Annotated in this window: 23 protein-coding genes; 15 read left to right on the top strand and 8 right to left on the bottom strand. The window is 72.4% G+C overall.

What is annotated here, in order from left to right; all coding sequences use genetic code 11:
- The first annotated feature begins 77 nt into the window (after window positions 1–77).
- The 4 genes from IE252_RS40555 to IE252_RS40540 are packed head-to-tail and all read left to right on the top strand — an operon-like array spanning window position 78 to window position 3,375.
- Window positions 78–887, top strand: a complete 810-nt coding sequence (locus tag IE252_RS40555) for an alpha/beta fold hydrolase (protein ID WP_190094526.1) — start codon at window positions 78–80, stop codon at window positions 885–887.
- Window positions 887–2,155: a SpoIIE family protein phosphatase gene (locus tag IE252_RS40550; RefSeq protein ID WP_190094525.1), complete on the top strand. Its 1,269-nt coding sequence runs from the start codon at window positions 887–889 to the stop codon at window positions 2,153–2,155. The genes IE252_RS40555 and IE252_RS40550 overlap by 1 nt, the downstream gene beginning before the upstream one ends.
- Window positions 2,152–2,514, top strand: a complete 363-nt coding sequence (locus IE252_RS40545; RefSeq protein ID WP_190094524.1) for an STAS domain-containing protein — start codon at window positions 2,152–2,154, stop codon at window positions 2,512–2,514. The genes IE252_RS40550 and IE252_RS40545 overlap by 4 nt, the downstream gene beginning before the upstream one ends.
- Window positions 2,515–2,571: 57 nt before the next feature.
- A complete protein-coding gene (locus tag IE252_RS40540; RefSeq protein WP_190094523.1) occupies window positions 2,572–3,375 on the top strand; it encodes a maleylpyruvate isomerase family mycothiol-dependent enzyme in 804 nt (267 codons plus the stop codon).
- A gap of 50 nt (window positions 3,376–3,425) precedes the next feature.
- Here IE252_RS40540 and IE252_RS40535 read toward each other — a convergent pair whose 3' ends face one another.
- On the bottom strand, window positions 3,426–4,037 hold the full coding sequence (locus IE252_RS40535; protein WP_190094522.1) for a dihydrofolate reductase family protein: 612 nt from the start codon (window positions 4,035–4,037) through the stop codon (window positions 3,426–3,428).
- Window positions 4,038–4,252: 215 nt separating this feature from the next.
- On the opposite strand from IE252_RS40535, the gene IE252_RS40530 reads away from it, so the two are divergent.
- Entirely contained in the window at window positions 4,253–5,095 is an 843-nt protein-coding gene (locus IE252_RS40530) for a class I SAM-dependent methyltransferase (protein ID WP_190094521.1), read from the top strand.
- 3 nt (window positions 5,096–5,098) lie between these two features.
- Here IE252_RS40530 and IE252_RS40525 read toward each other — a convergent pair whose 3' ends face one another.
- Window positions 5,099–6,034 carry a LysR family transcriptional regulator gene (locus IE252_RS40525; RefSeq protein ID WP_190094520.1) on the bottom strand — a complete coding sequence of 312 codons (936 nt, stop codon included), beginning with the start codon at window positions 6,032–6,034 and terminating at the stop codon, window positions 5,099–5,101.
- Between the two features lie 89 nt (window positions 6,035–6,123).
- Between IE252_RS40525 and IE252_RS40520 the strand changes: the two genes are divergently transcribed.
- The gene (locus IE252_RS40520) at window positions 6,124–7,044 is read left to right on the top strand and encodes a zinc-binding dehydrogenase (RefSeq protein WP_190094519.1); all 921 of its coding nucleotides are present in this window, start codon (window positions 6,124–6,126) and stop codon (window positions 7,042–7,044) included.
- Window positions 7,041–8,099: an alpha/beta hydrolase family protein gene (locus IE252_RS40515; RefSeq protein ID WP_190094518.1), complete on the top strand. Its 1,059-nt coding sequence runs from the start codon at window positions 7,041–7,043 to the stop codon at window positions 8,097–8,099. Before IE252_RS40520 ends, IE252_RS40515 begins: the two co-directional genes overlap by 4 nt.
- A 15-nt stretch (window positions 8,100–8,114) precedes the next feature.
- Here the strand turns inward: IE252_RS40515 and IE252_RS40510 are convergent, their stop codons facing one another.
- The 4 genes from IE252_RS40510 to IE252_RS40495 are packed head-to-tail and all read right to left on the bottom strand — an operon-like array spanning window position 8,115 to window position 11,783.
- Entirely contained in the window at window positions 8,115–9,347 is a 1,233-nt protein-coding gene (locus IE252_RS40510) for an ABC transporter permease (protein ID WP_190094517.1), read from the bottom strand.
- Complete coding sequence (locus tag IE252_RS40505; RefSeq protein ID WP_190094516.1) at window positions 9,344–10,051, bottom strand: ABC transporter ATP-binding protein; 708 nt, start codon at window positions 10,049–10,051, stop codon at window positions 9,344–9,346. The genes IE252_RS40510 and IE252_RS40505 overlap by 4 nt, the downstream gene beginning before the upstream one ends.
- Window positions 10,048–11,130 (bottom strand): peptidoglycan-binding protein, encoded by a 1,083-nt coding sequence (locus IE252_RS40500; RefSeq protein WP_190094515.1) that lies wholly within the window; start codon window positions 11,128–11,130, stop codon window positions 10,048–10,050. The genes IE252_RS40505 and IE252_RS40500 overlap by 4 nt, the downstream gene beginning before the upstream one ends.
- Window positions 11,127–11,783 (bottom strand): hypothetical protein, encoded by a 657-nt coding sequence (locus IE252_RS40495; RefSeq protein ID WP_190094514.1) that lies wholly within the window; start codon window positions 11,781–11,783, stop codon window positions 11,127–11,129. The genes IE252_RS40500 and IE252_RS40495 overlap by 4 nt, the downstream gene beginning before the upstream one ends.
- Before the next feature lie 150 nt (window positions 11,784–11,933).
- On the opposite strand from IE252_RS40495, the gene IE252_RS40490 reads away from it, so the two are divergent.
- From IE252_RS40490 to IE252_RS40470, 5 genes are all read left to right on the top strand, one after another.
- A complete protein-coding gene (locus tag IE252_RS40490; RefSeq protein WP_190094513.1) occupies window positions 11,934–12,626 on the top strand; it encodes a response regulator in 693 nt (230 codons plus the stop codon).
- Window positions 12,623–14,134 carry an ATP-binding protein gene (locus tag IE252_RS40485; protein WP_229849119.1) on the top strand — a complete coding sequence of 504 codons (1,512 nt, stop codon included), beginning with the start codon at window positions 12,623–12,625 and terminating at the stop codon, window positions 14,132–14,134. Before IE252_RS40490 ends, IE252_RS40485 begins: the two co-directional genes overlap by 4 nt.
- The gene (locus IE252_RS40480) at window positions 14,131–14,637 is read left to right on the top strand and encodes a GerMN domain-containing protein (protein WP_190094512.1); all 507 of its coding nucleotides are present in this window, start codon (window positions 14,131–14,133) and stop codon (window positions 14,635–14,637) included. Before IE252_RS40485 ends, IE252_RS40480 begins: the two co-directional genes overlap by 4 nt.
- A gap of 136 nt (window positions 14,638–14,773) precedes the next feature.
- Window positions 14,774–16,012 (top strand): serine hydrolase domain-containing protein, encoded by a 1,239-nt coding sequence (locus IE252_RS40475; RefSeq protein ID WP_190094511.1) that lies wholly within the window; start codon window positions 14,774–14,776, stop codon window positions 16,010–16,012.
- A 113-nt stretch (window positions 16,013–16,125) separates the two neighbouring features.
- Window positions 16,126–16,596 carry a DUF3592 domain-containing protein gene (locus IE252_RS40470; protein WP_190094510.1) on the top strand — a complete coding sequence of 157 codons (471 nt, stop codon included), beginning with the start codon at window positions 16,126–16,128 and terminating at the stop codon, window positions 16,594–16,596.
- Window positions 16,597–16,605: 9 nt separating this feature from the next.
- On the opposite strand, the gene IE252_RS40465 is transcribed toward IE252_RS40470, so the two are convergent.
- Both IE252_RS40465 and IE252_RS40460 read right to left on the bottom strand, forming a co-directional pair.
- Window positions 16,606–20,322, bottom strand: coding sequence for an nSTAND1 domain-containing NTPase (locus IE252_RS40465; RefSeq protein ID WP_190094509.1), 3,717 nt, complete (start codon window positions 20,320–20,322; stop codon window positions 16,606–16,608).
- A gap of 299 nt (window positions 20,323–20,621) precedes the next feature.
- Window positions 20,622–21,215: a TetR/AcrR family transcriptional regulator gene (locus tag IE252_RS40460; RefSeq protein WP_190094508.1), complete on the bottom strand. Its 594-nt coding sequence runs from the start codon at window positions 21,213–21,215 to the stop codon at window positions 20,622–20,624.
- Window positions 21,216–21,422: 207 nt separating this feature from the next.
- Here IE252_RS40460 and IE252_RS40455 point away from each other — a divergent pair, with 207 nt between their 5' ends.
- The 3 genes from IE252_RS40455 to IE252_RS40445 are packed head-to-tail and all read left to right on the top strand — an operon-like array spanning window position 21,423 to window position 25,263.
- Entirely contained in the window at window positions 21,423–22,448 is a 1,026-nt protein-coding gene (locus IE252_RS40455; protein ID WP_190094507.1) for a fumarylacetoacetate hydrolase family protein, read from the top strand.
- Window positions 22,445–23,689, top strand: a complete 1,245-nt coding sequence (locus tag IE252_RS40450; protein ID WP_190094506.1) for a thiolase family protein — start codon at window positions 22,445–22,447, stop codon at window positions 23,687–23,689. Before IE252_RS40455 ends, IE252_RS40450 begins: the two co-directional genes overlap by 4 nt.
- Entirely contained in the window at window positions 23,686–25,263 is a 1,578-nt protein-coding gene (locus IE252_RS40445) for an AMP-binding protein (protein ID WP_229849118.1), read from the top strand. Before IE252_RS40450 ends, IE252_RS40445 begins: the two co-directional genes overlap by 4 nt.
- Window positions 25,264–25,267 lie beyond the last annotated feature (4 nt).

Here is a 25,267-nt window from a genome sequence, read left to right as displayed (position 1 = left end):
GCCCACGGCGGCGCCACCGGACCCTGACCGGAGCGACCTGCTCCGAGGCCGTGGGCCAGTCTGCGAGGATGTGCCGTATGACCGTGCGCGGCAGGAATCATGTGACGGTGACCGGCCGGGACGGAGGGCCGGTGGTGATGCTGGCGCACGGGTTCGGGTGCGACCAAAACATGTGGCGGCTGGTGGTACCGCTGCTTGAGCAGGACTTCACCGTGGTGCTCTTCGACCATGTGGGAGCCGGGCGTTCGGACCTGTCGGCGTGGAGCCGGGAGCGCTACTCCTCACTGGAGGGGTATACCGAGGACGTCCTGGAGATCTGCCATGAGCTGGCGCTCGGGCCGGTGACGTTCGTGGGGCACTCGGTGAGCGCGATGATGGGCGTGCTGGCGGCGGCGCGGAAGCCGGAGGCGTTCGCCGGGCTGGTCCTGCTCGCCCCGTCGCCGTGCTTCGTCGACGATCCCGCGACGGGCTACCGGGGCGGGTTCAGCGCCGAGGACATCGATGAGCTGCTGGAGTCGCTGGACGCGAACTACCTGGGCTGGTCGGGTGCCATGGCGCCGGTGATCATGGGCAATCCGGAGCGCCCGGAACTCGGCGAGGAGCTGACCAACAGCTTCTGCCGCACCGATCCCGACATCGCCCGCGTCTTCGCCCGGGTGACGTTCCTGTCCGACAACCGCGAGGACCTGGCCGAGGTCACCGTGCCCACCCTGGTCGCGCAGTGCTCAAGCGACGCGATCGCGCCCCCGGAGGTCGGAGCCTTCGTCCAGGCGCGGATTCCCGGCAGCCGGCTGGTCACGCTGAACGCGACCGGGCACTGCCCGCAGCTCGCCGCCCCCGAGGAGACGGCTGCCGCGATCGCCGACTTCGCGCGAGCGGGCCACTGATGTGCCCGGCCGACGGCGGCGACAGCGGCGGGGACCGGGCACCCGGGAAGCAGCCGGGTGACGACGCCGCGTTCGCGGCCCTGCTGGAGGACAGTGCCGAGGACCTGTACGAGCATGCGCCGTGCGGCTATCTGTCCACCCTCCTGGATGGCACGATCGCGAAGATCAACACGACGCTGCTGGACTGGCTGGGCCACGCCCGCGGCGACGTGGTGGGCCGCAGGACGTTCTCCGACCTACTCACGGCCGGCGGCCGCCTCTACCACGAGACCCACTTCGCTCCCCTGCTGCGCATGCAGGGCGAGGTCAGCGGGATCGCCCTGGAGCTCAAGGCGGCCGACGGCAGCCGACTGCCGGTGCTGGTGACCTCGACGGTCAAGACGGGCGGCGACGGGCAGCCGCTGCTCATCCGTACCACCGTCTTCGACGCCCGCGACCGCCGCGCGTACGAGACCGAGCTGCTGCGCGCCCGCCGGGAGGCGGAGCGCGAACGCGAGGAACTCAAACGCCTCAACGCCACCCTGCAGCAGACCTTGCTGCCCCCGGCTCTGGTGAGCGTGCCCGGTCTGAACGTCGCCGCGCACTACCACATCGCCTCCGCGGACAAGGTCGGCGGCGACTTCTACGACCTCTTCCCCCTCACCGACGGTACGTGGGGGCTGTTCCTGGGCGACGTGTGCGGCAAGGGCGCCACCGCCGCGGCCATCACGTCGCTCGCCCGCTACACCCTGCGCGCCGCCGCCGTGTACGACCCCGACCCGGCCGCCGTCCTGAGCAACCTCAACACGGTCCTCAACCACGAGTACAACGGCACCGACCCGCGGTTCTGCACCGTCGTCTTCGGGCTGCTCACCCCCGACGCCGACCGGGACGGCTTCCGTATCACCCTGGCCAGCGGCGGCCACCCGCCGGCCCTGTTGATACGAGCCGACGGCAGCGCCGACTTCCTGCCCACGCCCGGAGGGCAGCTGATCGGCGTCCTGCCCGACGCGCACATCGCCACCACGACCGTCCGTCTGGACCCCGGCGACACCCTGCTGCTCCACACCGACGGACTCACCGAAGCCCACACCGCGCAGCTCGGCGACGGCGACCGCTACGGGGACGAGGCGCTCCTCGACTTCGTCCGGGCCCTGGGTCCGACGACCGCCGCCCACACCGTCGCCGCGGTCCGCGACCTGCTCGACACCTTCGGCACCGGAGTGGACGACGACACGGCCGTCCTCGCCATCAGCGTGCCCCGACCCCCCAGTGAAGAGCAGCAGTGACCGAGCTGACCGTCCGCACCCGCACCACCCCCGCCGGGCCCGTCATCGAACTGGCCGGGGAACTCGACCACGCCAGCGCCCCCGACGTACGCGCGCTCCTGCCCGGCCTGGCGCTCGGGGCGGGCCAGCAACTGGTCATCGACCTGAGCGGCATCACCGTCTGCGACTCCAGCGGCATCACGGTCCTGCTCGCCGCCCGCAACCACGCCCTCGCGGCCCGGGCGGGCATCGCCCTGGCGGCCGTCCCCGCCCGCGTCAGCCGCATCATCCACATCGTCGGCCTCGACCGGGTGTTCCCCACCTACGCCACCGCGCGAGCAGCCGAGGCGGCCTGGGCGCCGCCCTCAGCCCATCCGTGAACAGGGCGCGTCCGACGCGTGGTTGTGCCCGTGGGGAGAGGCGCAAGACTATGGGCCATGGACTACGTTGCGCAGTTCCGCCGCGAGATCGAGGCGTTCGACGCCGCGATCCGTACGGCGTCGCTGGAAGCGGGGAACGACCGGGTGGCCTTGGTGCCCTCCTGCCCCGGCTGGTCGATGGCCGACCTGACGTTCCACCTGGGCTCGGTGCACCGCTACGTGACCGCGGTAATCGCCGAGAGGCACCAGCAGCAGCCGGAACCAGTCGACCCCTCCTACCTGAACCTTCCCCCCGTACGCGCGAATTGGCCGCACCCGGAGAACACCCCGCACCGCGGACCACTTCCGCCGGACCTCATTGACTGGTTCGGGGAAGGGGCCACCGCGCTGGGGAACCTGCTGGCCACCCGCGATCCGGCCGAGCAGGTGTGGACCTGGTCGCGGGAGCAGTCCGTCGGGTTCTGGCAGCGGATGCAGACCATCGAGGCGGCCGTGCACCGCTGGGACGCGGAGAACTCCATCGGCGCTCCCGGGCCGATGGACAGGCAGCTGGCCATGGACGCCGTCACCCACACCTTCGAAGTGATGGCCCCCGCCCGCCGAGCCTGGCGCAAGGCGCCGCCCGGAGCGGGCGAGCGGATCCGCTTCAGGCAGTCTGACGGCTCCCTCATCTGGATCGTGCAGACCGACCCCGACGAGGTCCTGCTCAACGCGGGCAGCGGCTGCTGCGACGTCGAACTGACCGCCACGGCCTCGGACCTGATGCTGTTCCTCTGGCACCGCATCCCCCTGGACACCCTGGAAGTCCGCGGCGACGCCTCACTCCTCGACCGCTACTTCAAGCTGGTGCCCCCGCTCTAGAGGGCCTGCGGACCGGAACGTCACCGGGCGGCACGGCCCCGGCATCACTACTACTCGGTCGGCGGCATGTGGGCCTTCGCGTCCTCGTACGTGCCCTCCGCCTTCTGCTCGGCCGGGCCGTAGACCAGGTTCAGTACGCCCGTCTGGAACGCCTCCGAAGAGATCAGCCTCAGCGGGATCGACGGCTCGCCCTCGTCGAACAGGCGCAGGCCCTTGCGTACGGCGAGGGGGTGCACCAGCAGGTGCAGCTCGTCCAGGAGTCCGGCCGCCAGGAGCTGGCGGATGATCGAGATCGAGCCGCTGAGGGCGATGTCGCCGCCCGGCTCGTTCTTCAGGGCGGTGACGGCGTCGACGAGGTCGCCCTGAAGCTGCTCGGAGTTCCGCCAGGTGAAGTCCAGCTTCCGGCTCGACGCGACGATCTTGCGTGCGTCGCCGAGCATCTTGGCGAAGCCCGCGTCCTCGCCGCCCGCCGCCTCGCGCTCCGGCCACGCCCCGGCGAAGCCGTCGTAGGTCTTGCGGCCGAACAGCACGGTGTCGGCATCGGCGAGCATCGCGCCGACCGCCGCGCCCATCTCGTCGTTGAAGTACGGGAAGTGCCACTGGTCGGGCGCCTCCACGACGCCGTCGAGCGAGATGAAAACACCCGCCGTGATCTTCCTCATGATGTCCTCCCGGATACGTCGCGGTTGCAGTCTGCTCCAGTAAGACGGCGGGAGAGTGGGGAACTCATCGGTGGCGGCGCATTCGTTTCGGATCCCGCGCCACGACTACGCCACCGGTTGGCTTGTTCGCGCTCTGTGACGGCGGCGGTGAGTACGTTGAGGTGGTCTCCGAGCAGCACCGACCGCACCGGCACCTGGCACAAGGAGCACCACCCATGCCGTACGACCGCGCATCGAGTTCCGAGCAGGCGACCCGCAGCTACTACGACACCGCCGACGTCGACGCGTTCTACGACGCCGTGTGGGGCGGCGAGGACATCCACACCGGGATCTACACCCATGACGAGGAGTCGATCGCGACGGCCTCGCGCCGCACGGTCGAGCTGGCCGCGGACAAGGTGAGCGGCCTGCTCACCGCGGACAGCACGGTGCTGGACCTCGGATCGGGCTACGGCGGCGCCACCCGCTATCTGGCCGAACGCTTCGGGTGCCGCGTCGTCGCCCTCAACCTCAGCGAGTCCCAGAACGCGCGCCACCGCGCCACGAACGCCGAGCGCGGTCTCGGCGACCGGATCGAGGTCGTCACGGGGTCCTTCCACGACATCCCCTTCCCGGACCGCCGCTTCGACGTCGTCTGGTCCCAGGAGGCGTTCTGCCACAGCGGCGACCGCACCCGGCTGCTCAGCGAAGCCGTACGCGTCCTCAAGCCGGAAGGGGCTCTCGTCTTCACCGATCTGATGGCCGCCGAGGACGTCCCCGTCCGCACCCTGCGCCCCGCCGTGTCCCGCCTGGGCGTGGACGCCCTGGCCACCCCGAACCTGTACCGCCAGACGCTCGCCGGACTCGGCCTGACCCGCACCGACTTCGACGACCGCAGCGGCGAGATCCTCACCCACTACGAACGCCTCACCGCCGAGACCAGCCGACGGAAGCACGAACTGCGCCAGATCATCAGCCCGGCGTACGTCGACGGTCTGCTCGCCAATCTGCCGCTGTGGGTGGACGCGGCCCACCGAGGGCATCTGCGCTGGGGCATCTTCACCGGCCGCCGCGCCTGAACCTCAGTTCCGCTCGCCGCGCGCGGGCGGTTCGGGCAGCCAGTCGTGCGCCGGGTCGTACTCCAGCCACCGGCTCCGCGCCGCCTCCGCCGCGCAGGCGGCGGTGAGGCCGTCCACTCCCGGGTGTCCGCCGCCGGTACGCCACAGCAGTGACCAGGCGTACAGCGGTGTGGGTTCCACCAGGGGAACGGAGCACAGCCCGGGGACCGACGGCAGGGGTACGTCGGCGGGCAGGAGCGAGAAGCGCCGCGGGTCGTCGGCCACCTCCGTGAGGAAGTGGCCGAGCCCCAGGTTGACGCTAGCGGCCCGGTCCCGGATGTCGAACCGCTCGGCGAACTGGTGGAGGAAGTCGAGCCGGTCCAACGCACCGGGCGCCCACAGCACACTGCCGCGCAACTGCTCGGGGCGCAGCGCCGGTTCGGCCGCGAGCGGATGGCTCGCGCTGAGCACGGCGTCCACCGGTTCGAGGCGGACGAGGCGGTGTGCGAGGCCCGTGTGCAGCGGAGGGTGGACCCGGCCGAAGGCGGCGTCGATGTCGCCGCGCAGCAGCGCCGCCGTCACCGACGGCAGATCGCGGCCGTGCCCGAGCACCAACTCCCCCGCCTGCCCGGCGACTTGGGCCAGCGTCCGCATCGGCGCGTAGAGGTGGCCCCAGACGTCCACCCGCAGCGGGCGGTCCTGCCCGACCGCCGCCGCCACGGCCGCGTCGGCGGCGGCCAGCGCCTGCCGGGCCGGTGGAAGGAAACGCTGTCCGGCCTCGGTGAGGCGGACACCGCTGCCGTCGCGCCGGAACAGCTCGGTGCCGAGCAGGGATTCCAGCCGCGCGATCCTCTTGGAGAGCGCCTGCTGCGAGATGGCGAGCGTCGCGGCGGCCCGGCCGAAGTGCAGCTCCTCGGCGGCGCGTACGAAGGCACGTACCTGCGCCATGTCGAGATCCACGGCTCCCACCATAGGTGACAACCAAAGGTTGTCGGTCGCGCGTATGCGTTGTTGGATCACGGGGTGACCGGCGAGGTTGCATGCTCGGCATGCAGAGACTGATTCCCACCGGGGACGCCGCGCGCCCGGTCGCCTTCGCCGAAGTCCCCCAGCCCGTACCGCGGCCCGACGAGGCACTGATCAAGGTCGAGGCGTTCGCGCCCAACCGGGGCGAGACGTTCCTCCTCGAACACCCCCGGCCGGGGCTGCTGCCCGGCAAGGACGTCGCGGGGCTCGTCGTGCAGGCCGCGGCCGACGGCTCGGGCCCCGGCATCGGCGCCCGGGTGGTCGGGCATCCGGCGCTCGGCGGCTGGGCCGAGTACGCCGCCGTGCCCACGCACTCCCTCGCGGTGCTCCCCGACAGCGTCGACAGCGTACGGGCGGCGGCCCTGCCCCTGGCCGGGATCACCGCCCTGCGGCTGCTGCGCGCGGCCGGTTCCCTGGCCGGGCGACGGGTGCTGCTGACCGGCGCCTCGGGCGGTGTCGGCCACTACGTCACCGAGCTGGCCGTGGGGGCCGGGGCCGAGCTGACCGCCGTGACGGCCACGCCGGTGCGCGGCGAGCGCCTCGCGGAGCTGGGCGCCCGGGTGGTGCACGAGGTCGCGGCGGCCCAGGGGCCGTTCGACGTCGTGCTGGAGTCGACGGGCGGGCCGGATCTGCCGGTCGCCCTCTCGAAGGTGCGCCCGGGCGGTCTGCTCGTCTGGTTCGGGCAGGCGAGCCGGAGCCCGGTGACCCTCGACTTCTTCGAGCTCTTCAAGGGGCCCGAGCGGGTCACCATCCAGCACTTCCACTACGCGGGCGCCCCCTACGGCTCCGACCTCGCCGCCCTGGTGCGCCTGGTGGAACGGGGCCTGCTGCACCCGGAGATCGGCCGGACCGCCGACTGGACGGAGACCGCCGACACCTTGGTCGACCTGCGCGAACGCCGGATACGCGGCAAGGCCGTCCTGGTGACGGGCGGTGCACGATGAGCACCACGCAATCCCCCGCCACGCAATCCCCCGCCACGCAGTCCCTCCCCACGCAATCCTCCACCACGGAAGCCGCCGCCTTCGCCGCCGCGCAGTGGACGCGCGCCACCGGCGCGGGCGTCGACCCCCACGAGTACCGTCGCGTCACCGACGCGCTCGCCTCCGTCGCCGGCTGGGGCCCGTCCTTCGTACGCACCGGACGGGCCTATCTGGACCGCGCGGCAGGCGCGGGATCGTCCGTGTCGGCGGGCGAGTTCCTGCTGACGGCGGCTCGGTGGTTCCACCTGGCCACCTTGGCGCCGTACGCGGAGGCCGACCGTGCGGCCGCCGAGGCGGACCACGCCTTGGGCCGGGCGCTGACGCTGTTGGAGCCGGGCGCCCGGCGCGTGAGCGGCGAGGCGTTCACGGGCTGGCTGCGCGGCCCCGCCGACGCGCCGGGCACTGTGGTCGTCGTCCCCGGCCTGGACTCGGCCAAGGAGGAGTTCCTCGGTCTGGTGTCCGCGCTGCTGGCCCGAGGGCTCGCCGTGTTCGCGATGGACGGCCCGGGACAGGGCGCGCTCGCGGCCACGACGACCTTCACGCCGGAGTACGAGCAGGTGGTGGGCCGGGTCGTCGACGCCCTGGGCGTCGCCCGCATCGGGCTCGTCGGCATGAGCCTGGGGGGCTACTTCGCGGCCCGGACCGCGGCGCTGGAGCCGCGTGTGGCGGTCGCGGCGACCGTCAGCGGCCCCTTCCGCCTCGACTGGGACCAACTGCCGCCGCCCGTACGGGACATCATGGCCCGCCGCACCGGCGGACCCGACGCGGCCCGCGCGTTCGTCCGCCAGGTGGACCTCGCCGCCCTGACACCCCGCATCGCGGCCCCGCTCCTGGTCGTGGACGGCGGCCAGGACGTCATCCCCGGGGTGGCGAACGGCGAGTCACTGGCCCGACTGGCTCCCCGTGGCACCTACTTGTCCGTCCCCCACGGCGACCACCTCCTCGGCAACGCCCAACCCGACTGGCTGCCCCGGCTGGGCGACCACATCGGGCGCGCACTGACGGAAGCCGAATAGCCCGGCCCTACCCCTTCACGCCGCGTGCAACGCCACCGTTGGATGCAGGCGCGAGGCGCGGATCGCCGGATAGAGGCCCGCGAGCACGCCGATCAGGAGGGTGGCGGCGAGGCCGCCCGCCAGGGCCCAGGGCGGGACCACCGTCGTCCAGCCCTGGGCCCGGGCGAAGCCGTACGTCGCCGTCGCGCCCAGCAGGGCGCCCGTCACCCCGCCAAGCCCCGAAAGCAGCAGCGACTCGGTCAGGAACTGGAGGCGGATCGCGCCCCGGGTGGCCCCCAGGGAGCGGCGCAGGCCGATCTCCTGGCGGCGTTCCAGGACGGAGATGACCATGGTGTTGGCGACGCCGACCCCGCCGACCAGGAGGGCCACCGCGCCCAGGCCGAGCATCAGGGTCGTCAGGCCCTCGTCGGTGGCGGCCTTGGCGGCGAGCGCGTCCGAGGGGCGGGAGACTTTGATGCCCGCCTGGCTGCCGGGGTTGATGCTGCGGGCGAGCACCGCCCGTACGTCCTCCACCGAGGCGTCCGTGGACCGCTCGAAGACGGTCGTGGGGTGGCCGTCGAAGCCGAAGTAGCGCTCGGCGGCGGGGAATCCGACCAGGGCCACCCGGTCCAGGGTGGGGACCAGTTCGATCGGCTCGAGGATGCCGACGACGACCACGCGTACGTCGTTCATCATGATCGTCTCGCCGGTGCGGGTGATACCGAGGCGGTCCGCCGCCACCGCGCCCAGGACCGTCGTCGGGAGGCGTTCGCCCGCCTCGGTGAGCCAGCCGCCCTTGGCGACCTCGCCGCCAAGCGCGGACAGCAGGTCGAGGCGGGCCGCCTGGGTGGTGACACCGGCGGTGCGCTCCTCGGGGACCAGGGCGCTGCGACGGACGCGGGCGTCGACGTCGGCGGTGGCCGTGGCGTGCCGCACCGGGCCGATGCGCTCGACCATCGCGACCGCGTTCTTGGGGAGCTTGACCGGCCGGCCCGTACCGTCGTCGTCCGCCTCGGCGGTGAGGAGGTTGGTGCCGAGCCGGTCGAGCCGGGCCATCAGGTCCGCGCGGCTCGACTCGGACAGGCCGACGACCGCGACCATGGTCGCGATGCCGATGGCGATGCCGAGCGCGGACAGCACCACGCGCGCCCGCCGCGCGACCAGGCCGACGGCGCCGACGCGGAGGATGTCCCCGGGGGTGAGGCGGGAGGGTTTGAGGTCGGAGGGCCTGTCGGTGGACTTGGGGTCGTTCTTGGGGTCGTTGTTCATCGGCGGGCGTCCCCCGTGAGCGGCGTGGATCGGGAGTCCGAGACGATCTCGCCGTCCTTGAAGCGGACCCGGCGCGGCAGCGAGTCCGCGATCGCGTGGTCGTGGGTGATCACACAGACGGTGGTGCCGGAGGCGTTCAGCTCGTGCAGCAGCTCCATGACGATCTCGCCGGACGCGGTGTCCAGCGCACCGGTCGGTTCGTCCGCGAGCAGCAGCCGGGGCTCGCCCACCAAGGCGCGGGCGATGGCCACGCGCTGCTTCTCGCCGCCGGACAGCTCGTTGGGCGTGTGCGCGAACCGGTGGTCCAGACGCACCCCGGCGAGCGCCTGCCGGGCCCGCGCGCGCCGCTCCTTCAGCGGTACGCCCGCGTACAGCAGCCCGTCGGCGACGTTGTCCACCGCGTCGCGCCCCGCCGCCAGATGGAAGTGCTGGAAGACGAAGCCGATGTGGCGGGCGCGCAGTGCGGAGAGCCGGGCGTCGGACAGCTCGGACACGTCGTACCCGGCGACCTTCACGGTCCCCGAGGTGGGCCGGTCGAGGGTGCCCATGACGTTGAGCATGGTGGACTTGCCGGAGCCGGACGGGCCGACGACGGCGAGCAGTTCGCCCTCTGCGACGGTGAGGTTCACTCCGCGCAGGGCGTGGACGCCGCCGGGGTACGCCTTGGTGGCGTCCCGCAGTTCGATCACGGGGAGCCGTGTCATGACGCCGCCACTCCGACCAGCGCGCCCTCGCGCACGTCCGGACCCGAGACCTCGATCCGCCCGTCGGCGGTCATCCCCGTCTCGACCCGCACCATCTTCGAGGTGGCGCCCTGGACGATCTGGAGGCCGTAGCCGCCGTTCTCGCCGCGCAGGGCGACGACCGCCTCGACGGGGACGGCGAGGACTCCCTTGCGCGCCTCGCTGACGAACTTCACGCTCGCCGACGCCTTGGCGTCCTCGCCGGACACCGCGCCCGCACCGCCGTCCAGCGCGATCTCCACGGTGATGCCCTTCTGCGCCGCGCTCGCGCCGCTCCCGGATTCGGGCCCCTCGGGGCGCACGGTCCCGGCGACCCGGCCCGCCGCGGTCCTCCCGCTCGGCAGGGTGACCTCGACCTTGGTGTTCCTGGAGGTGAGCGCGCCGTCGGTCTGCTCCAGCTGCGCCCGTACGACGGGCTGGGTGGCGCCGATCGTCACCACCGTCCCGCCCGGGGCGACCTGGTCGGCGAGCGCCGCGTCGGCGGTGACCACCTTGACCTGGCCCGGCTGGAAGACGACATCGCCCTTGCCCACCCTGCCGGTGCTCTCCCGGTTCAGTGACTTCTGCCACCGCTTGACGGCGGCCTCGGTGTACTTGTCGTACTCGGTGTCGACATAGAGCCCGGCCCCGTACCCCAACTCGCGCAGGTTGCGCTCCAGTTGGAGGACGTCGCCGCCCCGGTCGCCCGCCTTCATCTCGCGGAACATCGGGACGGGGCCGTAGAGGAGGGTGACGGGCTTGTCGTTCAGCTCGTAGAGCGCCTGCCCCCGCTTGACCGTCCTGCCTTCGGCGGCGGCCACCGTGACCGTGCCCTCGACGGCGGACTTGACGGCGCGGCGCTGCGCGAAGTCGAGCTTGCCGTCGACCGTCTTGGACAGCACGAGGTCGGTGCGGACGACCTTCGCCGTGGCGGGCGGCAGATCGCTGCCCTGAGCCGAGGCGCCCGCGTCGCCGCCGTCGCCGAAGAGCAGGGCTCCCCCGGTGACCGACGCGGCGACGGCCGCCGCGCCGAGCGCGAGGAGGGCGGTGCGGCGCGTCACTGCATGCCGTCCAGACCGTCGAGCAGCTTCGACTCGCACGCCTTGCGGGCCTGCTTGTACGAGGGCGACTCGGTGTCGATGGAGCGGGACGTCGGATCCGGGTCGCCGCCGGGCTGGGCGTTGCCGCCGCTCATGGTGGGGTTGGCGAACTTGGAGACGCCGTTGTCCCGCATGCACTGGGCGTGCGCGAGCATCGACTCGTACGCCTGCTGCTGGTCGCGCTTGGGCTCGGCGTTCATGGCGGCCTGGAGCTCACCGACGCACGCGCCGTTCTTGCCGCCCTTGATGCCGTCGTTGCGGCCGGGCTGGGCGCCGATCGCGTTGACCTTCGCCCAGTCCAGATAGCCGCTGAGCTTGGGGTCGGGGAAGTCCTTGTAGCCGCCCTTCACCCGCATGCACTGGACGTACTTCAGCTGGGCGTCGTAGAAGGCGCTCTTGCCCGCGGGCCGCGTGCTCTCCCCCTTGGACGTGCTCGGTACCGGCGCGTCGGGCACGTCGGCGATCGCGTCGCCCTTCGTGCCCGCACCGGCGCTGTCGTCCCCGCCGCCGCACGCGCCGCAGAAGGCGATGACGGGCACGGCCACGAGAGCGATGACGCGCGCTGCGACAGATACGCGGGCATTGCGCCGGTTTATCCCGTTGGTTCTGTTCATCCCGAGAAAGCTCATGTGCTTCACGTTCGCCAGCGCAGATGATGACCCGTCCATGGCGATGTGATGGGAACGTAACAATGCCTCCGACCTGCGCCTCCGCCCTCATTCGGAGTAGGCGGAAGCGGGCCCGGCGTGGTCATAATCGGCCCCATGCCGCATGTGCTGCTCATTGAGGACGACGCGTCCGTACGGGACGGAATGGAGCTCGTGCTGCGCCGGCACGGGTACGGCGTGGACACCGCCGCCACCGGGGAGCAGGCCCTCGCGCTGCTCGCCGAGGAGGGCGGCGCGCGGATCGAGCTGGCCGTGCTGGACCTGATGCTGCCCGGCATGGACGGCTTCGAGGTGTGCCGCCGCATCCGGGCCCGCTCGGCGACCCTGCCGGTCATCATGCTGACCGCGCGCGGCGACGACGCGGACATCGTGACGGGCCTGGAGGCGGGCGCCGACGACTACGTGGTCAAGCCGGTCACCGCCCCCGTCCTCGAAGCCCGCATCCGGGCCGCGCTGCGGCGCGCGGAACCGTCCGGGCAGGCACGGGAGGCCGACGACCTCGCGGGGCTGGTGATCGACCGCGCCGGACTGACCGTCACCAAGCACGGCGTCCCGGTCGCGCTGCCGCCCAGCGAGCTGCGGCTGCTCCTTGAGCTGTCGGCCTCCCCCGGCCGCGTCTTCAGCCGCGAGCAGCTCCTGGAATCCATTTGGGACCACACCTTCCTGGGCGACTCCCGGCTGGTGGACGCGGCGGTCGCCCGGCTGCGGGCCAAGCTGGAGGACACCCCGGGCAAGCCGCGGTACGTCCAGACCGTGCGGGGCTTCGGCTACCGCTTCGGGCCGCTGTGAGCCGTGGGAACGGGCCCGAGCGCGCCGCCGGCGCCAGGTGGCGCCCCCGGCGGCTCATCGGCGGGCTGCGCACCCGGCTCGTCGTCACCTTCGTCGTCGTCGCCCTGATCAGCGCGGTGACCGCGACCGCCCTCGCCTACCGGGACGCCCGCACCGCCGTCCTCCAGCGCACCCAGAACACCGCCGTGAACGACCTGCGCAAGCGGGTCACCGCGGTCGCCGCCGACTTCGACCTGCCGCCCGACCAGCGCGCGCTCTCCCGCCTCGCGGCGAAGGTCTCGGACGGCATCGGCGCCCGCCTCGTGGTCGTCCGCTACCAGGACCTCGTCGCCACCTCCGACACGCTCGCCGACACCCGGGACCGGATCAGCACCGAGCTGCGCGCCGCCGTGCACACCGGCAAGGGGGCCCGGTTCCAGCGGGTGATGTGGCGGGGCGAGCCCTATCTGACCGTCGGCATGCCCGTGGCGTACGCCGACGGGGACCGCCGCACCTCCGGTCTGGAGGTGTACGCGATCACCGACCTGCGGGCCGAGCGCGACGACACGGCGGCCCTGCTCGACTCCGTGCGCGCGGGCACCGCACCGGTGGTGCTGCTGGCCGCCGTCCTGGCGCTGCTGGCCGCGGGAACGGTCCTGCGTCCGGTACGCAAGCTGAGCCGGGCCACCCGTGAGCTCGCGACCGGGGACCTCGGCAGCCGGGTCGCCGTCACCGGGCACGACGAACTCGCCGACCTGGCACGGACGTTCAACGAGACCGCCGACGCGCTCCAGGCCTCCGACGCGGAACTGCGCGACCAGGAGGCGAAGGCGCGCCGCTTCGTCGCGGACGTCTCCCACGAGCTGCGCACGCCCCTGGCGGCGATGACGATGGTGGCGACCGTCCTGGAGGAGGACGCCGACCAGCTGCCACCGGACGCGGCGCGGGCGGCCCGTACCGTCGGCGCGGAGACGGCCCGGCTGTCCCGGCTGGTCGAGGATCTGATGGAGATCTCCCGCTTCGACGCCAAGGCGGCCCGGCTCAACGCCGGCGAGACCGACCTCGCCGAGACCGTACGGGCGTCCCTGGCGCTGCGCGGCTGGACGGACCGGGTGCGGGCGCGGCTGCCCGAGGGCGTACGGGCGGTCGTCGACCGGCGCCGTATCGACGTGATCGTCGCGAATCTGGTGGGCAACGCGCTGCGGCACGGGGCCCCGCCGGTCACCGTGACCCTCGCGACGGTGACCGGCGCGGACGGGGAGTGGCTGACGCTCGAGGTCGCCGACCACGGCCCCGGGCTGCCGCCGGAGGCCCGGGAGCGGGTCTTCGACCGGTTCTACAAGGCGGACGCGGCCCGTACCCGGGGCGCGGCCGACGACAGCGGACAGGGCAGCGGCCTGGGCACGGCGATCGCGCTGGAGAACGCGCGCCTGCACGGCGGCACGATCGAGGTGGCCGACGGGCCGCACGGCGGCGCGGTGTTCACCCTGCGCCTGCCCGCACGACGCACCGAAGGGGGCGCCGGGTGAAGGCCCGACGAGGAGCCGTGGCCGCCGCGCTGGGGATCGCGGGGATCGCCCTCACCGGCTGCGGCGTCCAGCCGAGCGGTGTGGTGGGCGCGGGCGAGCCCGCGTCCGGGCTGACGCGCGGGATGCGCCTGTACTTCGCGTCCGACAGCGGACTGCGCGGAGTGCCGCTGCTCGACACGGAGGTCAAGGACCTCAACTCGGTGGTGAAACTGCTGGCCGTGGGGCCGCCGCCCGCCGAGCAGCGCGACGGGCTCACCTCGCTGATCGGCAAGCTCGGCGGCTACACGGTGACCGGCACGGGCCACCGCGTCACGATGCGCCTCGACGGCCCCTATGCGATGTCGGGCCGCGACCAGGGCACGGGCCAGCTGGTGTGCACACTGGCGCGCGCCCAGTCCGTACTGGACCCGAAGACCAGGGCCGACGACGTCGAGGTGACCGTGCGGCCGAAGGAGGGCGCCGCTCTGGGGCCCTACCGGTGTGCGGAGTTCCTCAACCGGTGAGACGGGCAGGTTCACGGCGCTCCCGGGAGCGCCTTCACCTGGGCGGCGCCGCCCGCCTGCACCACATGGTCATGTTTGTCATGTCATGCGGAGTGTTCGACGGATTTCCTCCCCCTGCCCTCGCCATAGTGCGGGCATGACACGAACCCGCTTGTCCGCCCGTCTGCGCACCCGTGCCCGCACGGCCCTGCTGTGCGCCGCGCTCCTCGCCGCCACGGTCCAGACCACCGCCGTCACCCCCGCGTACGCGGGCGGGCCCGGCCACGACGACCGCGACTGCGTGAAGACCCGGGGCCCCCTCGACGGCCGGGCCCGCGAGGTCCTGGGCCTCGCCCGCAGGGCCAAGGACGAACTCCACCTCAAGGCCGTGCAGCTGCGGGTCACCGTCGACGGGCACGAGGTCCTCACGGACGCGCTCGGCGAGTCCATGACCAATGTCCCGGCCGAGCCGGACATGCACTTCCGCGCCGGGTCCGTGGCCTTCGCCCACATCGGCACGGCGCTGCTGCAGCTGGTCGAGGAGGGACGGGTCCGCCTCGACGACACCGTGGAGCGCTGGCTGCCCCGGCTGCCCAACGCCCGCAAGATCACCCTGCGGATGCTGGCGACCAACACCACCGGCCTGCACGACTACGTCACCGACCCGGCCTTCCTCGCCGAGCTCGCCGCACACCCGTTCCGCCAGTGGACCCCCGAGGAGTTGGTCGGATACCCGCTGCGCCACCCGTTCTGGTACGCGCCGGGCACCAGCTGGAGCTACTCGCACGCCAACTACGTACTCCTGATCGCCGCGCTGGAGAAGATCACCGGCATGCGGATCGACGAGCTCCTGGAGCAGCGGATCACGGGCCCGCTGGGCCTGCACGACACGCAGAACAACTTCACCCCCGACATCCCCACCCCGGTCCTGCACGCCTTCACCTCCGAGCGCGGCACGTACGAGGAATCCACCTTCTGGAACCCGTCGTGGACCACCGCACCCGGCGCGGTCATCACCACCCACATCTGCGACCTGGCCCGGTCGGCGCAGGCCATCGGCAGCGGTGAACTCCTCTCGCACCGCGCCTACCGCACCCTGCTCAACCCCGGCACGGTCGGCCTCGGCGGCGGCACCGCCACGTGTCCCGCCACGGTCTGTCTGAAGCAGACCCCGGCCAAGCACTTCGGACTCGGTGTCATCGTCGTCAACGGATGGGTGCTGCAGAACCCGTCGTTCTCGGGCTACGCGGCCATCCAGGCGTATCTCCCGTCCGACCGCCTCGCCATCGCGGTCTCCGCCACCAAGACCGCGACCACGCCCGACGGCAACATGGCCCAGCAGGTCGCCGAACGCATCGCGGCGGCGCTGGCCCCGGACAGCCCGCTGGCGGTCTGACGGTCTGGCGGTTTGACGGGAACCACCTGGCCCGGCAGCACATCTTCACCAGCACCGGTGATCCAAATGTGTTGCCGGGTCCGGATGCGTGCTGGTGACCAGGGGGATGAGGCATGTCGGCTTTCAGCGGGGCGTTCGGGGTGGTGTTCGGCTCGATCGGACTCCTCTTCGCCGCCTTCGGGATCGGAATGCTCGTCCTGGGCGCCCGCAAGAGCTCCGAGTACAAGCGGCTCTTCCGCGAGGGGCAGGTGGCGGAGGCCCGCTGCCTGGAGACGTACATAGTGCATCGCCACTCCCCCGACGCGCCGACCTCCAGCCAGCGGCGCCTGATCGTCGCGTTCCGGACCGTGGACGGCCGGGACGCCCGGGCCGAGGTCGTCTCGCGGCACCCGTATGTGGCCGGAGACGTCGTGCCGGTGCGGTACCTGCCGGAGCGCCCCGACCGGGCGGTGGCAGCGGAGGCCACACCCGGCCTGGGAGTCTTCTCCTGCCTCTTCGGCGGGGTGATGGTGATCCTGACGTGCGTGGGGCTGGGCTTCGCCGCGATCGGTTTCGGCGTGGCGGCGTTCATCGGCATGAACTGACGCGAGGCATCAGCAGACCTTGCGGTAGGAGGCCTCGGGGATCAGCTTCCGCCATTCCTCTCTGCTGAAGTCGCGTTGGACTCGGTGGCAGAGATCGGCGGAGAGGGCCTGGGCGGCGAGCGGGTAGGAGCGCCATGGTGTGCGCTCGCCCGAGGCGTACAGGAAGCGGCCGTCCGGGCTGAAGGCGAGGGTTCGGACGACGTCCCCGCCGGTGGCCAGGGCCGCGCTGAGGGGGCGTTGGGTCTGGGTGTCCCACAGCTGCAGCGATCCGTCCGAGCCCGCCGCCGCCAGGACGTGCCCGTCGCGGGACAGGGCGAGGGCCGTGATGCTCGTCCTTTCCCCGGGCATCGGCTGGCTGTCGTCGGCGGTCACCGAGAACGGCTTCATGTGCCGCCGCGGGTCCTCGTCCCACACGGTGATCTGTGGGTACTGCGTCCCCGCGGCCATCAGCCCTCCACCGGACGCGGCGGCGAGGGAGATCAGGTCCGGGGAGTGTGGATGCAGGCTGGTGCGTCCGGTCGTCAAGTCGGTGACGTAACCGCCCGACGTGACGGCCTGGTTCTTGGTCGGAGGGAGCATGAAGGAGTATCCGGGACCGTCGGCCACCTTGGCCAACTTGCCGTCGTGGGTGTTCCAGGATTCGAGCACCCGGTCCTCGCCCGTCTCACGGATGGCCAGCAGGGTCCTGCCCGAGGGGTCCAGGGCGATGTCCAGTGTCGTCTGGCGCGGCTTCCCGAACGACGTCAGGTTCACGACGGCCTTCGTACGGCGCTTCGTCACGTCGTACAGCGTGATCTCCTGGCGGGGAAGCGCATGTTGCCACGTCAGCACCCCGTAGGCGAGCGTCCGGCCGTCGGCGCTGAATGCCATCCGGCCGACGCAGAACTCGGTGTGCGCCGGGCAGGGTTGGGACGAGAGCTCGGTGATGACCTTTCCGCTCTCCCCGTCACGGAGCTGGAACGCCCGTAGGGTGCCGTGGCGCACCGAGGTGGCCAGCAGGCGCGCGTCTGGGCTGAACACCGCATTCTCGACCGGGTCCTTGACCGCCGTCGCACGCACGATCCCGCGCACGTCCAGGGACCGGACCGCCCCTTTCTTGCGGCCACCGACGAAGCGCAGGAGCCCGCGCTCCACGTCCAGTCGTAAGCTGCTGGCCTTCTCGTCCACCAGCCGGTAGCGGAAGACGGGCCGCGCCGGGTCGGCGGTCCGCCACATCAGGATCTCGTTCCCGGTCGCCGCCGCGAGAAGCCGTCCGTCGTCACTGAACCGGACCTCCTTCAGGCCCTGTTGTTCGACGACGAGCTCTTGACGCCCTGTGGTGAGGTTCCAGGTACGGACCCCCGTGTTGTTCATGAGGGTCAGGCCCTTCCCGTCGGGAGTGAACCGCATACGGTGGACGTCACCGCTGCCGGGACACCGCGCGTACGCACCAAGGGAGCGGGGCAGGGCCAGCGTGCGCTTCGCCGCCATGTCCCACACCTCGAGTGAAGCACCCGCCGCGCACGTGGCGAGGAGGCGCTCGTCCGAACTGACCGCCGTCCGGTGGGTGTCCAGCGGATGCTCGGCCGTGTTCTTGAACAGTAGGCGCTGGTCGGCGGCGTCCCACACCTGGATGGACGGCGTGTCGTAGGAGTCGGTGAGCACCAGGGCCCGGCCGTCGCCCTGGAAGCTGCCGACGGTCAAGACGGAGCCCGGCAGCTCGGGCCCGTCACGCTGGGACTGGCCGGTGTGCCACAGGCGGGTACCGGCCCGGCCCGTGAGCAGCACCGTCCGGCCGTCCTCGCTCACGTCCGCCCCCTCACCGATCAGAAGATCGGAGGACAGCACCCGATGGCTGTCGACGTCGCGGCGCACGGCGTTGCCGCCCGCGAAGGTGGTCACCGTACGGCCGTACCGGTCCAGGAAGCGGGGAGCGTCGGAGTCGGAGTCCGGGTCGGCGTCCACGTCGGTGTCCTGGTCCGGGCGGGAGGCGACGGCCACGAGGGCGGCGCGCGCCTCCGGTACGCGCGCGAGCCTCCAGGCGGCGAGGCTCAGCCGCATGGCGGTCTGCGGGTCGGACTGGAGGTAGCTCTGCGCGAGCGTGGCGGCGCTGCGGGCCGCCGACTCGCGGCGCTGCTGGTCGCGGGCCCGCCCTTGCTGCCAGGCGATGCCGCTCGCCACCAGGGCGAGCACCACCAGGACGGACAGGGCGGAGGCGATCACACGCCGTGTGAGGCGGGCACGACGGTGCGCGTGCCGACTCGCGGTGAGAAACGCCTCTTCGAGCGCGGTGAGTTGGATCCGCCGGTCCTCCGTCCCGAACGCGGTCTGCGCCTGGGCCAGGCGGGTGCCGCGCAGCAGGGCGTCGGAGTCCCGGCCCAGGTCGTGCCAGTCCTGGGCGGCTTCGGCGAGTTGGCGGTGGGCGCGCAACCGGTCGCGGTCCCGTTCGATCCACTGGCGCAGCCGCGGCCAGGCGGTGATCAGGGCCTCGTGGGTCAGGTCGACGCTCCGCTGGTCCAGGGAGACCAGGCGCGCCCGGGCCAGATGTTCCAGGACAGGACCGGCGTGCTCGGGGTGGACGGCGTCCAACTCCTCGCGGGCGGCGGGGCGCCGCGTGTCGGGCGTTCCGGCGCCGGGCGTGATCAGCCGCAGCAGCAGCTGACGGGCGACCTGGGCCTGACCGTCCGGGAGTTGGGCGTAGGCGTGCTCGGCGCTCTGGGTGATCGCCCCGCGCAGTCCCCCGGCCAGCTCGTACGCCTGCAGGGACAGCGTCCGCCCGCGCCGTCGGCGCCAGGTCTCCAGCAGGGCATGGGACAACAGGGGCAGACTGCCGGGCTCGGCGGTCGCCTCCTCCAGCACCCTGGCGGTCAGGGACCGTTCGACGATCAGCCCTTCGGCCGCCGTGGACTTGAGGATGACTTCGCGCAACTCGGCGGGGGTGAGCGGTCTGACGGGCAGGCTCGCCTCGTGGACGACGGCGGCCAGGTCGGGGTGTTCGAGGCAGTGGCTGTAGAAGTCCGCGCGGGTCCCCAGCACCACGCGCAGTCGGCTCTCAGGGTCGCGCGCCCCCATCAGCAGGGCGATGAACCGGTTCCGCTCCTCAAGGTCGTGGCAGAGGGTGAAGACCTCCTCGAGCTGGTCCACGATCAGCCAGGTGTCGCCCGCCGCGCCATCGGGGACGAAGAGCCTTTCGTGGTCACGGACGGGATGCGGTCCGGGCGTGAGGATACGGACGGCGGCGGGCTGTACGCCGGGTTCGTCGAGCGCGCGTAATCGAGGGATCAGCCCGGCGCGCAGCAAGGACGACTTGCCGCTGCCGGACGGGCCGAGCACCACGGTGACGCGGTGGTCCAGGGCCGTCCGGACCAGCTCGTCGGTGAGCCGGTCGCGCCCGAAGAACCGGTCCGCGTCATCGGGTTCGTACCGCGCGAGCCCCCGAAACGGCGGTACGGCGTTCTCGTCGTCGGCCCAGACCTGACCGGCCTCCTGCCGCGACGCCTCGCGCCAGCGCTCCTCCCATCCGGCCGGGTCGGCGCCGCAGGCCGTCACATAGGCCAGCGCCACGGCGAGCGAGGGCAGGGTGTCCCCGGAGGCCGCACGGGAGAGGGCGGCTGCGGAGTAGTCCACCTCCCGGGCCATGCCCCGGTACGTCGGACCGCCCGCCTCCTGCCGCAGCAGCCGCAGCGCCTGGGCGAATCGCCGCACGGGACCGTCCGCCGGATCGAGGGGCTTCTCACTGCGTCCCACTGTTTCCCCATTCAGTGATCACGTGGATGCCGGGTGACTGATCGGCATGGGCTGTCATGTCCCGGCCCGTGGCCGAGCCGGGACACGACGTCGCCGTGGAAGGCACCGGTACCGCTGACCCGGCGGTGCACGGGCAGTGGAGTTGGTTCACGGACCGCGTGCACCTGTTGCCGGGTGCCGCGCCACCCCCGTGGGCGGCGGTACCGGGCTTGGCACAGCGATCCCATCGCCTCGTGGATTGATGCGCAGCCCCCGCCCGGGCGACTAATCAATCGGCCCGAACGCCGCCACCCCGCACCTCACCCCCGCCGAACCCCCGCGGCCAGCCTGAACAACTCCTTGAGCGCCCCGAACGCCGCCTCCCGGTCCACCAGGCCGTCGAGGTTGTGCAGGGTGTGCAGGCCGATGCCGGTGCCGAAGACGATCGACGCCAGGCTCTTCGCGTCGGGGAGGCCGGGGGTGTCCTGGACGATGCGTTCCAGGTAGCCGATCCATACCTGCCGCGTGCGTTCGTACCCCTCGATGTAGGCGTCCCGCAGGGGGCCCTCGTCCCGTAGGACCTCCGGCAGGACCGTGGCGAACACGCGGCCGCACGGGGCGTCGACCACTGCCAGGTGCGCGTCCACGAGGGCGTCGAACGTCAGGGGGCCGGAGTGCGGCAGGCGTCGGCCGTACTCCTCCTCGGCCGTGCGGAAGGCGAGTTCGATCACTTCGACGATCAGGCCGTCCTTCGAGCCGAAGTGCCAGGCGACCGAACCCCGGCTGATCCCGGCCCGGTCGGCGACCGCCTGTACGGACGCGGCCCTCGGGCCGGCCTCGGCCACCAGTTCCGTCGCCGCCCGCAGCAGACGGCGGCGGCTCTCCCGCGCGGACTCCTCACGACGACCGGTCATGCGGCGGATTGTTCCACAAGGGGCGCGGCCTCCCCAGACCCCTCCGTCCGACGCCCTCGCCGGACACCGATCATGTGAGGAGTCTTGACGGTCTGTGTCATGCGTCCAACGATTGGACCCCTGTCCAGTATTCGCGGGTGGGTCGCCCCGCCGATCGCGTTCTCGCCGTACTCGTTCCGAACCACCGACCGCACGATGGGAGACGTCATGCGCCTGGTCACGTTCGTGAGGAAGAACCAGAAGGACCACAAGGACCACAAGGACCAACCGAACCCCGAGTCCGTCGGGGTGCTGCTCGACGGAGACACCACCGTCCTCGACCTCGCCGCCGCCGCTCCGGGAGAGGCGGCCTTCGGCTCCATGCTCGCCCTGATCGAGTCCGGTCACGAGGGGCTGCGCCGGGCGCGGGAGCTCTGCCGACTCCGGAACGGGCCCGCCCTGTTGGCCGTCGAGGACATCGCGCTGCGGGCGCCGCTGCCGCGCCCGGCCCGGCTGCGTGACTGCGGGCTGTTCATCGCCCATCTGGAGTCGGGGCTCAGGGAGTTGGCCCGGCGCCAGTCGGCCCGCGCCGAGGACCCCGACGCCGAGTTCCAACGGCTCATGGCCAGCGGCCGGTTCGACCTCAATCCGCTCTTCCGCGAGCGGGTCATGTATTACACGGCCGACCATCTGTCGGTGAGCGGGCCCGAGGACGTGATCACCGCGCCCGCCGGGGCGAAGGAGCTGGACTTCGAGCTGGAGTTCGCCGCCGTGGTGGGCCGGACCGGCCGCGAGGTGAAGCCCGGCGCGGCGCACGAGCACATCTTCGGCTACACCGTGTTCAACGACTGGAGCGCCCGCGACCTCCAGCTGCTGCTGATGCCGGCCGGTGTGGGCCCCTGCGAGGGCAAGGACTTCGCCGGGTCCAACACGCTCGGGCCCTGCATCGTCACCCACGACGAGCTCACCGACCCGTACGCGCTGACGATGACCGCCCGGGTCAACGGCCAGGAGTGGTCGCGCGGCGGCACCGACGGCATGCACCACAGCTTCGAGGACGCGATCGTGCACCTCAGCCGGGACCGGGCGGTGCACCCCGGCGACGTCATCGGCTCCGGGACGGTCCCCTCCGGCACCGGGTTCGACCTGGCGCGTTCGCTGCAGGACGGGGACGTGGTCGAGCTGGAGGTCGAGGGGATCGGCGTCCTGCGCAACACCGTCCGCGTGCCCGCGCTCCCCTCGACCGGCTCATGACCGACGCGTACGTCCTCGCCGTGGGCCGCACCCCGTACGGCAGGTTCCCCGAGCTCGGTGTCGGCGCGCTGGCCCGCGAGGCGCTGGCCCTGTGCCTCGCCGACGCCGCGGCCGGGTCCTCGGTGGTCGACGGGGTGTTCTTCGCCAACGCCACCCAAGGGGCCCTGGAGCAGCAACATTTGATACGAGGTCAGGTCGCCCTGCGCGGCACCGCTCTCGAAGGCGTGCCGGTCTTCAACGTCGAGAACGCCTGCGCCAGCGGCGCCACGGCCTTCCACCTCGCCGCCACCGCCGTACGGGCCGGGGAGATGGACGTCGCCCTCGCGCTCGGCGCCGAGAAGATGTACGGCGCCGACGAGACACGCACCACCGAAGCCTTCCACGGCGGACTGGACGTCGCCCGCTGGGAGGCCGAGCTCAAGGCGCTGCGGGAGGCCGCGGGGGCCGAAACCGCGCCGCCAGGGCGGCGTTCGGTGTTCATGGACGTCTACGCGGCGCTCGCCGCCCACTACCGGCGCCGCTTCCCCGACTGCACCGCCCGCCGACTCGCCGCCGTCACCGCCAAGAACCGGCGGCACGGCTCGCTCAACCGCGACGCCGCCCACCGCACCCCGCTCACCGTCGACGACGTACTGGCCGCGCGCGAGATCGCGGCACCGCTGACGCTCCCCATGTGCGCGCCCATCGGCGACGGCGCGGCGGCGGCCCTGGTCTGCTCACCGGCGGCGGCGCGCCGGATCGGCGTCCGGCGCGCCGTGGGCATCCGGGCGAGCGTGGTCGCCTCCGGCTCGGGCCGGGCCCTGGACGACGAGGAACACCAGATCACCCGCCGCGCCTCCGCCACCGCGTACGAGCGCGCGGGGATCGGACCCGCCGACGTGTCACTCGCGGAGGTCCACGACGCGACGGCGATCGGTGAAGTGCTCCAGCTCGAAGCCCTCCGACTGGTCGGCCCCGGTGAGGGCGCGCTCGCGGCCGAGCGCGGCGAGACGGCACTCGGCGGGCGCCTCCCGGTCAACACCTCGGGCGGTCTGGAGTGCAACGGGCATCCCGTCGGCGCCACCGGGATCGGCCAGATCGCCGAGCTCACCACACAGTTGCGCGGCGAGGCCGGTGCGCGCCAGGTGCCCGACGCGCGGATCGGGCTCGCCGAGAACGGCGGCGGGTTCCTGGGCTTCGAGGAGGCGGCAGCCGCGGTCGTCGTCCTGGAAGCGCCCTTACGGGTGGGGAGGTTGCCGTGACACGAACTGTGGGCCCACCGCCCAATGCCCCGGCGAACATCGCCGGTCTGCTGCACCGGGCGGCCGCCGCGACCCCGGACGCCCCGGCGGTGTGCGAGGGCGCGACCGTACTGCGCAACTACCGTCGGCTGGCCGAGCGTGCGCGGGCGATCGGGGCCGCGCTGGTGCGCGAGTACGGGCTGCTTCCCGGCGACCGGGTCGCACTGGCGATGCGCAACACTCCGTACTATCCGGAGATCCTGTTCGGCGTCTGGTGGGCCGGGCTGGTGGCGACGCCGATGAACGCGCGGCTGCATCCCAAGGAGTTCGCCCAGCAGATCGAGGACTGCGGGGCCCGGCTGTGCGTCGCCACGGACGAGCTGGCCGGTGCGCTGCGCGAACAGGGCCTGGGGAAGACGGTGTTGACCGAGGCCGGTGAGCTGGCGCGGACGGCGCCGTCTGATGGATCTGGGCCTCCGGCGTCGGTGCGCCCCGACGATCCGGCGTGGTTGTTCTATACGAGCGGCACAACCGGCCACCCCAAGGGCGCGACGCTCACCCACCGCAATGTGCTGGCGGCGACCGAGAGCGCCCTCACCGACATCGGCCCGGGTCTGGACGCCGCCCTGCTCCACCTGGCACCGCTGTCCCACGCGGGAGGTCTCTTCGGGCTTGCCGCCGTCGCCCGCTCCCGTCCGCAGGTGTTCCTCCGGGGCGGTGGGGTGGACGCACGGACCCTGGGCGAGTCGCTGCACGCCTTCGGACCGGCGGTGTTCTTCGCGGTGCCGACCATCCTGCGCCGACTGCTCGACCCCGCGCTGCTGCCGGACGACCTGGTCGGCCAGGTCCACCACATCCTCTACGGCGGCGCTCCGATGTACGCCGAGGATCTGCGGCAGGTCATCGCCCGCTTCGGACCCCAGCGGCTGTGGCAGGGGTATGGCCAGGGCGAATCCCCCGCCACGATCACCCATCTGCGGCCCGGGGACCACCGGGGCAACGACGCCGAGGCCCTCGGGCGCCGGCTGGCGAGCGTCGGCCGCGCGCGCACCGGCGTCGAGGTGCGGGTGGTGGACGCGGCGGGGCGGGAGGTGGCGCCCGGGACCAACGGCGAGGTGGTCGTCCGGGGCGAGACCGTGATGGCGGGCTACTGGAACAACCCCGAGGCCACTGCCCGTACGCTGCAAGGTGGTTGGCTGCACACCGGCGACCTCGGACGGTTCGACACGGACGGCTTCCTCACCCTCGTCGACCGCGCCAAGGACCTGATCATCGCCGGGGGCTCCAACATCTATCCGCGCGAGGTGGAGGAAGCCCTCCTGCGCCATCCGGCGGTCGCCGAGACGGCCGTGGTGGGGGCTCCGGACCCGGAGTGGGGCGAACTGCCCGTCGCCTTCGTCGTCCTGGCCCCCGACCGTACGGCGACGGCCGACGAGCTCGACCGCCACTGCCTCGCGCACATCGCCCGGTTCAAACGGCCGCGTGGTTTCCGCTTCGTGGCCGCCCTGCCCAAGAACTCCTACGGAAAGGTCCTCAAGACCGAACTCAGGGGACTGATCGCCAGATCCCCGGACGCCGAACACGGAAGAGGCTGAGCTG

This window comes from Streptomyces melanogenes (assembly GCF_014649795.1).
GTDB classification, from domain to species: domain Bacteria; phylum Actinomycetota; class Actinomycetes; order Streptomycetales; family Streptomycetaceae; genus Streptomyces; species Streptomyces noboritoensis.
The sequence above is the reverse complement of the archived record's forward strand: the minus strand, read 5'-3'. Positions and strand labels throughout refer to the sequence as shown.

Coding starts and splice junctions, on each gene's coding strand:
- IE252_RS40555 (WP_190094526.1), top strand. CDS start 78: ATGACCGTGCGCGGCAGGAATCATGTGACGGTGACCGGCCGGGACGGA.
- IE252_RS40550 (WP_190094525.1), top strand. CDS start 887: ATGTGCCCGGCCGACGGCGGCGACAGCGGCGGGGACCGGGCACCCGGG.
- IE252_RS40540 (WP_190094523.1), top strand. CDS start 2,572: ATGGACTACGTTGCGCAGTTCCGCCGCGAGATCGAGGCGTTCGACGCC.
- IE252_RS40535 (WP_190094522.1), bottom strand. CDS start 4,037: ATGAGGAAGATCACGGCGGGTGTTTTCATCTCGCTCGACGGCGTCGTG.
- IE252_RS40530 (WP_190094521.1), top strand. CDS start 4,253: ATGCCGTACGACCGCGCATCGAGTTCCGAGCAGGCGACCCGCAGCTAC.
- IE252_RS40520 (WP_190094519.1), top strand. CDS start 6,124: ATGCAGAGACTGATTCCCACCGGGGACGCCGCGCGCCCGGTCGCCTTC.
- IE252_RS40515 (WP_190094518.1), top strand. CDS start 7,041: ATGAGCACCACGCAATCCCCCGCCACGCAATCCCCCGCCACGCAGTCC.
- IE252_RS40510 (WP_190094517.1), bottom strand. CDS start 9,347: ATGAACAACGACCCCAAGAACGACCCCAAGTCCACCGACAGGCCCTCC.
- IE252_RS40505 (WP_190094516.1), bottom strand. CDS start 10,051: ATGACACGGCTCCCCGTGATCGAACTGCGGGACGCCACCAAGGCGTAC.
- IE252_RS40495 (WP_190094514.1), bottom strand. CDS start 11,783: ATGAACAGAACCAACGGGATAAACCGGCGCAATGCCCGCGTATCTGTC.
- IE252_RS40490 (WP_190094513.1), top strand. CDS start 11,934: ATGCCGCATGTGCTGCTCATTGAGGACGACGCGTCCGTACGGGACGGA.
- IE252_RS40475 (WP_190094511.1), top strand. CDS start 14,774: ATGACACGAACCCGCTTGTCCGCCCGTCTGCGCACCCGTGCCCGCACG.
- IE252_RS40470 (WP_190094510.1), top strand. CDS start 16,126: ATGTCGGCTTTCAGCGGGGCGTTCGGGGTGGTGTTCGGCTCGATCGGA.
- IE252_RS40460 (WP_190094508.1), bottom strand. CDS start 21,215: ATGACCGGTCGTCGTGAGGAGTCCGCGCGGGAGAGCCGCCGCCGTCTG.
- IE252_RS40455 (WP_190094507.1), top strand. CDS start 21,423: ATGCGCCTGGTCACGTTCGTGAGGAAGAACCAGAAGGACCACAAGGAC.
- IE252_RS40450 (WP_190094506.1), top strand. CDS start 22,445: ATGACCGACGCGTACGTCCTCGCCGTGGGCCGCACCCCGTACGGCAGG.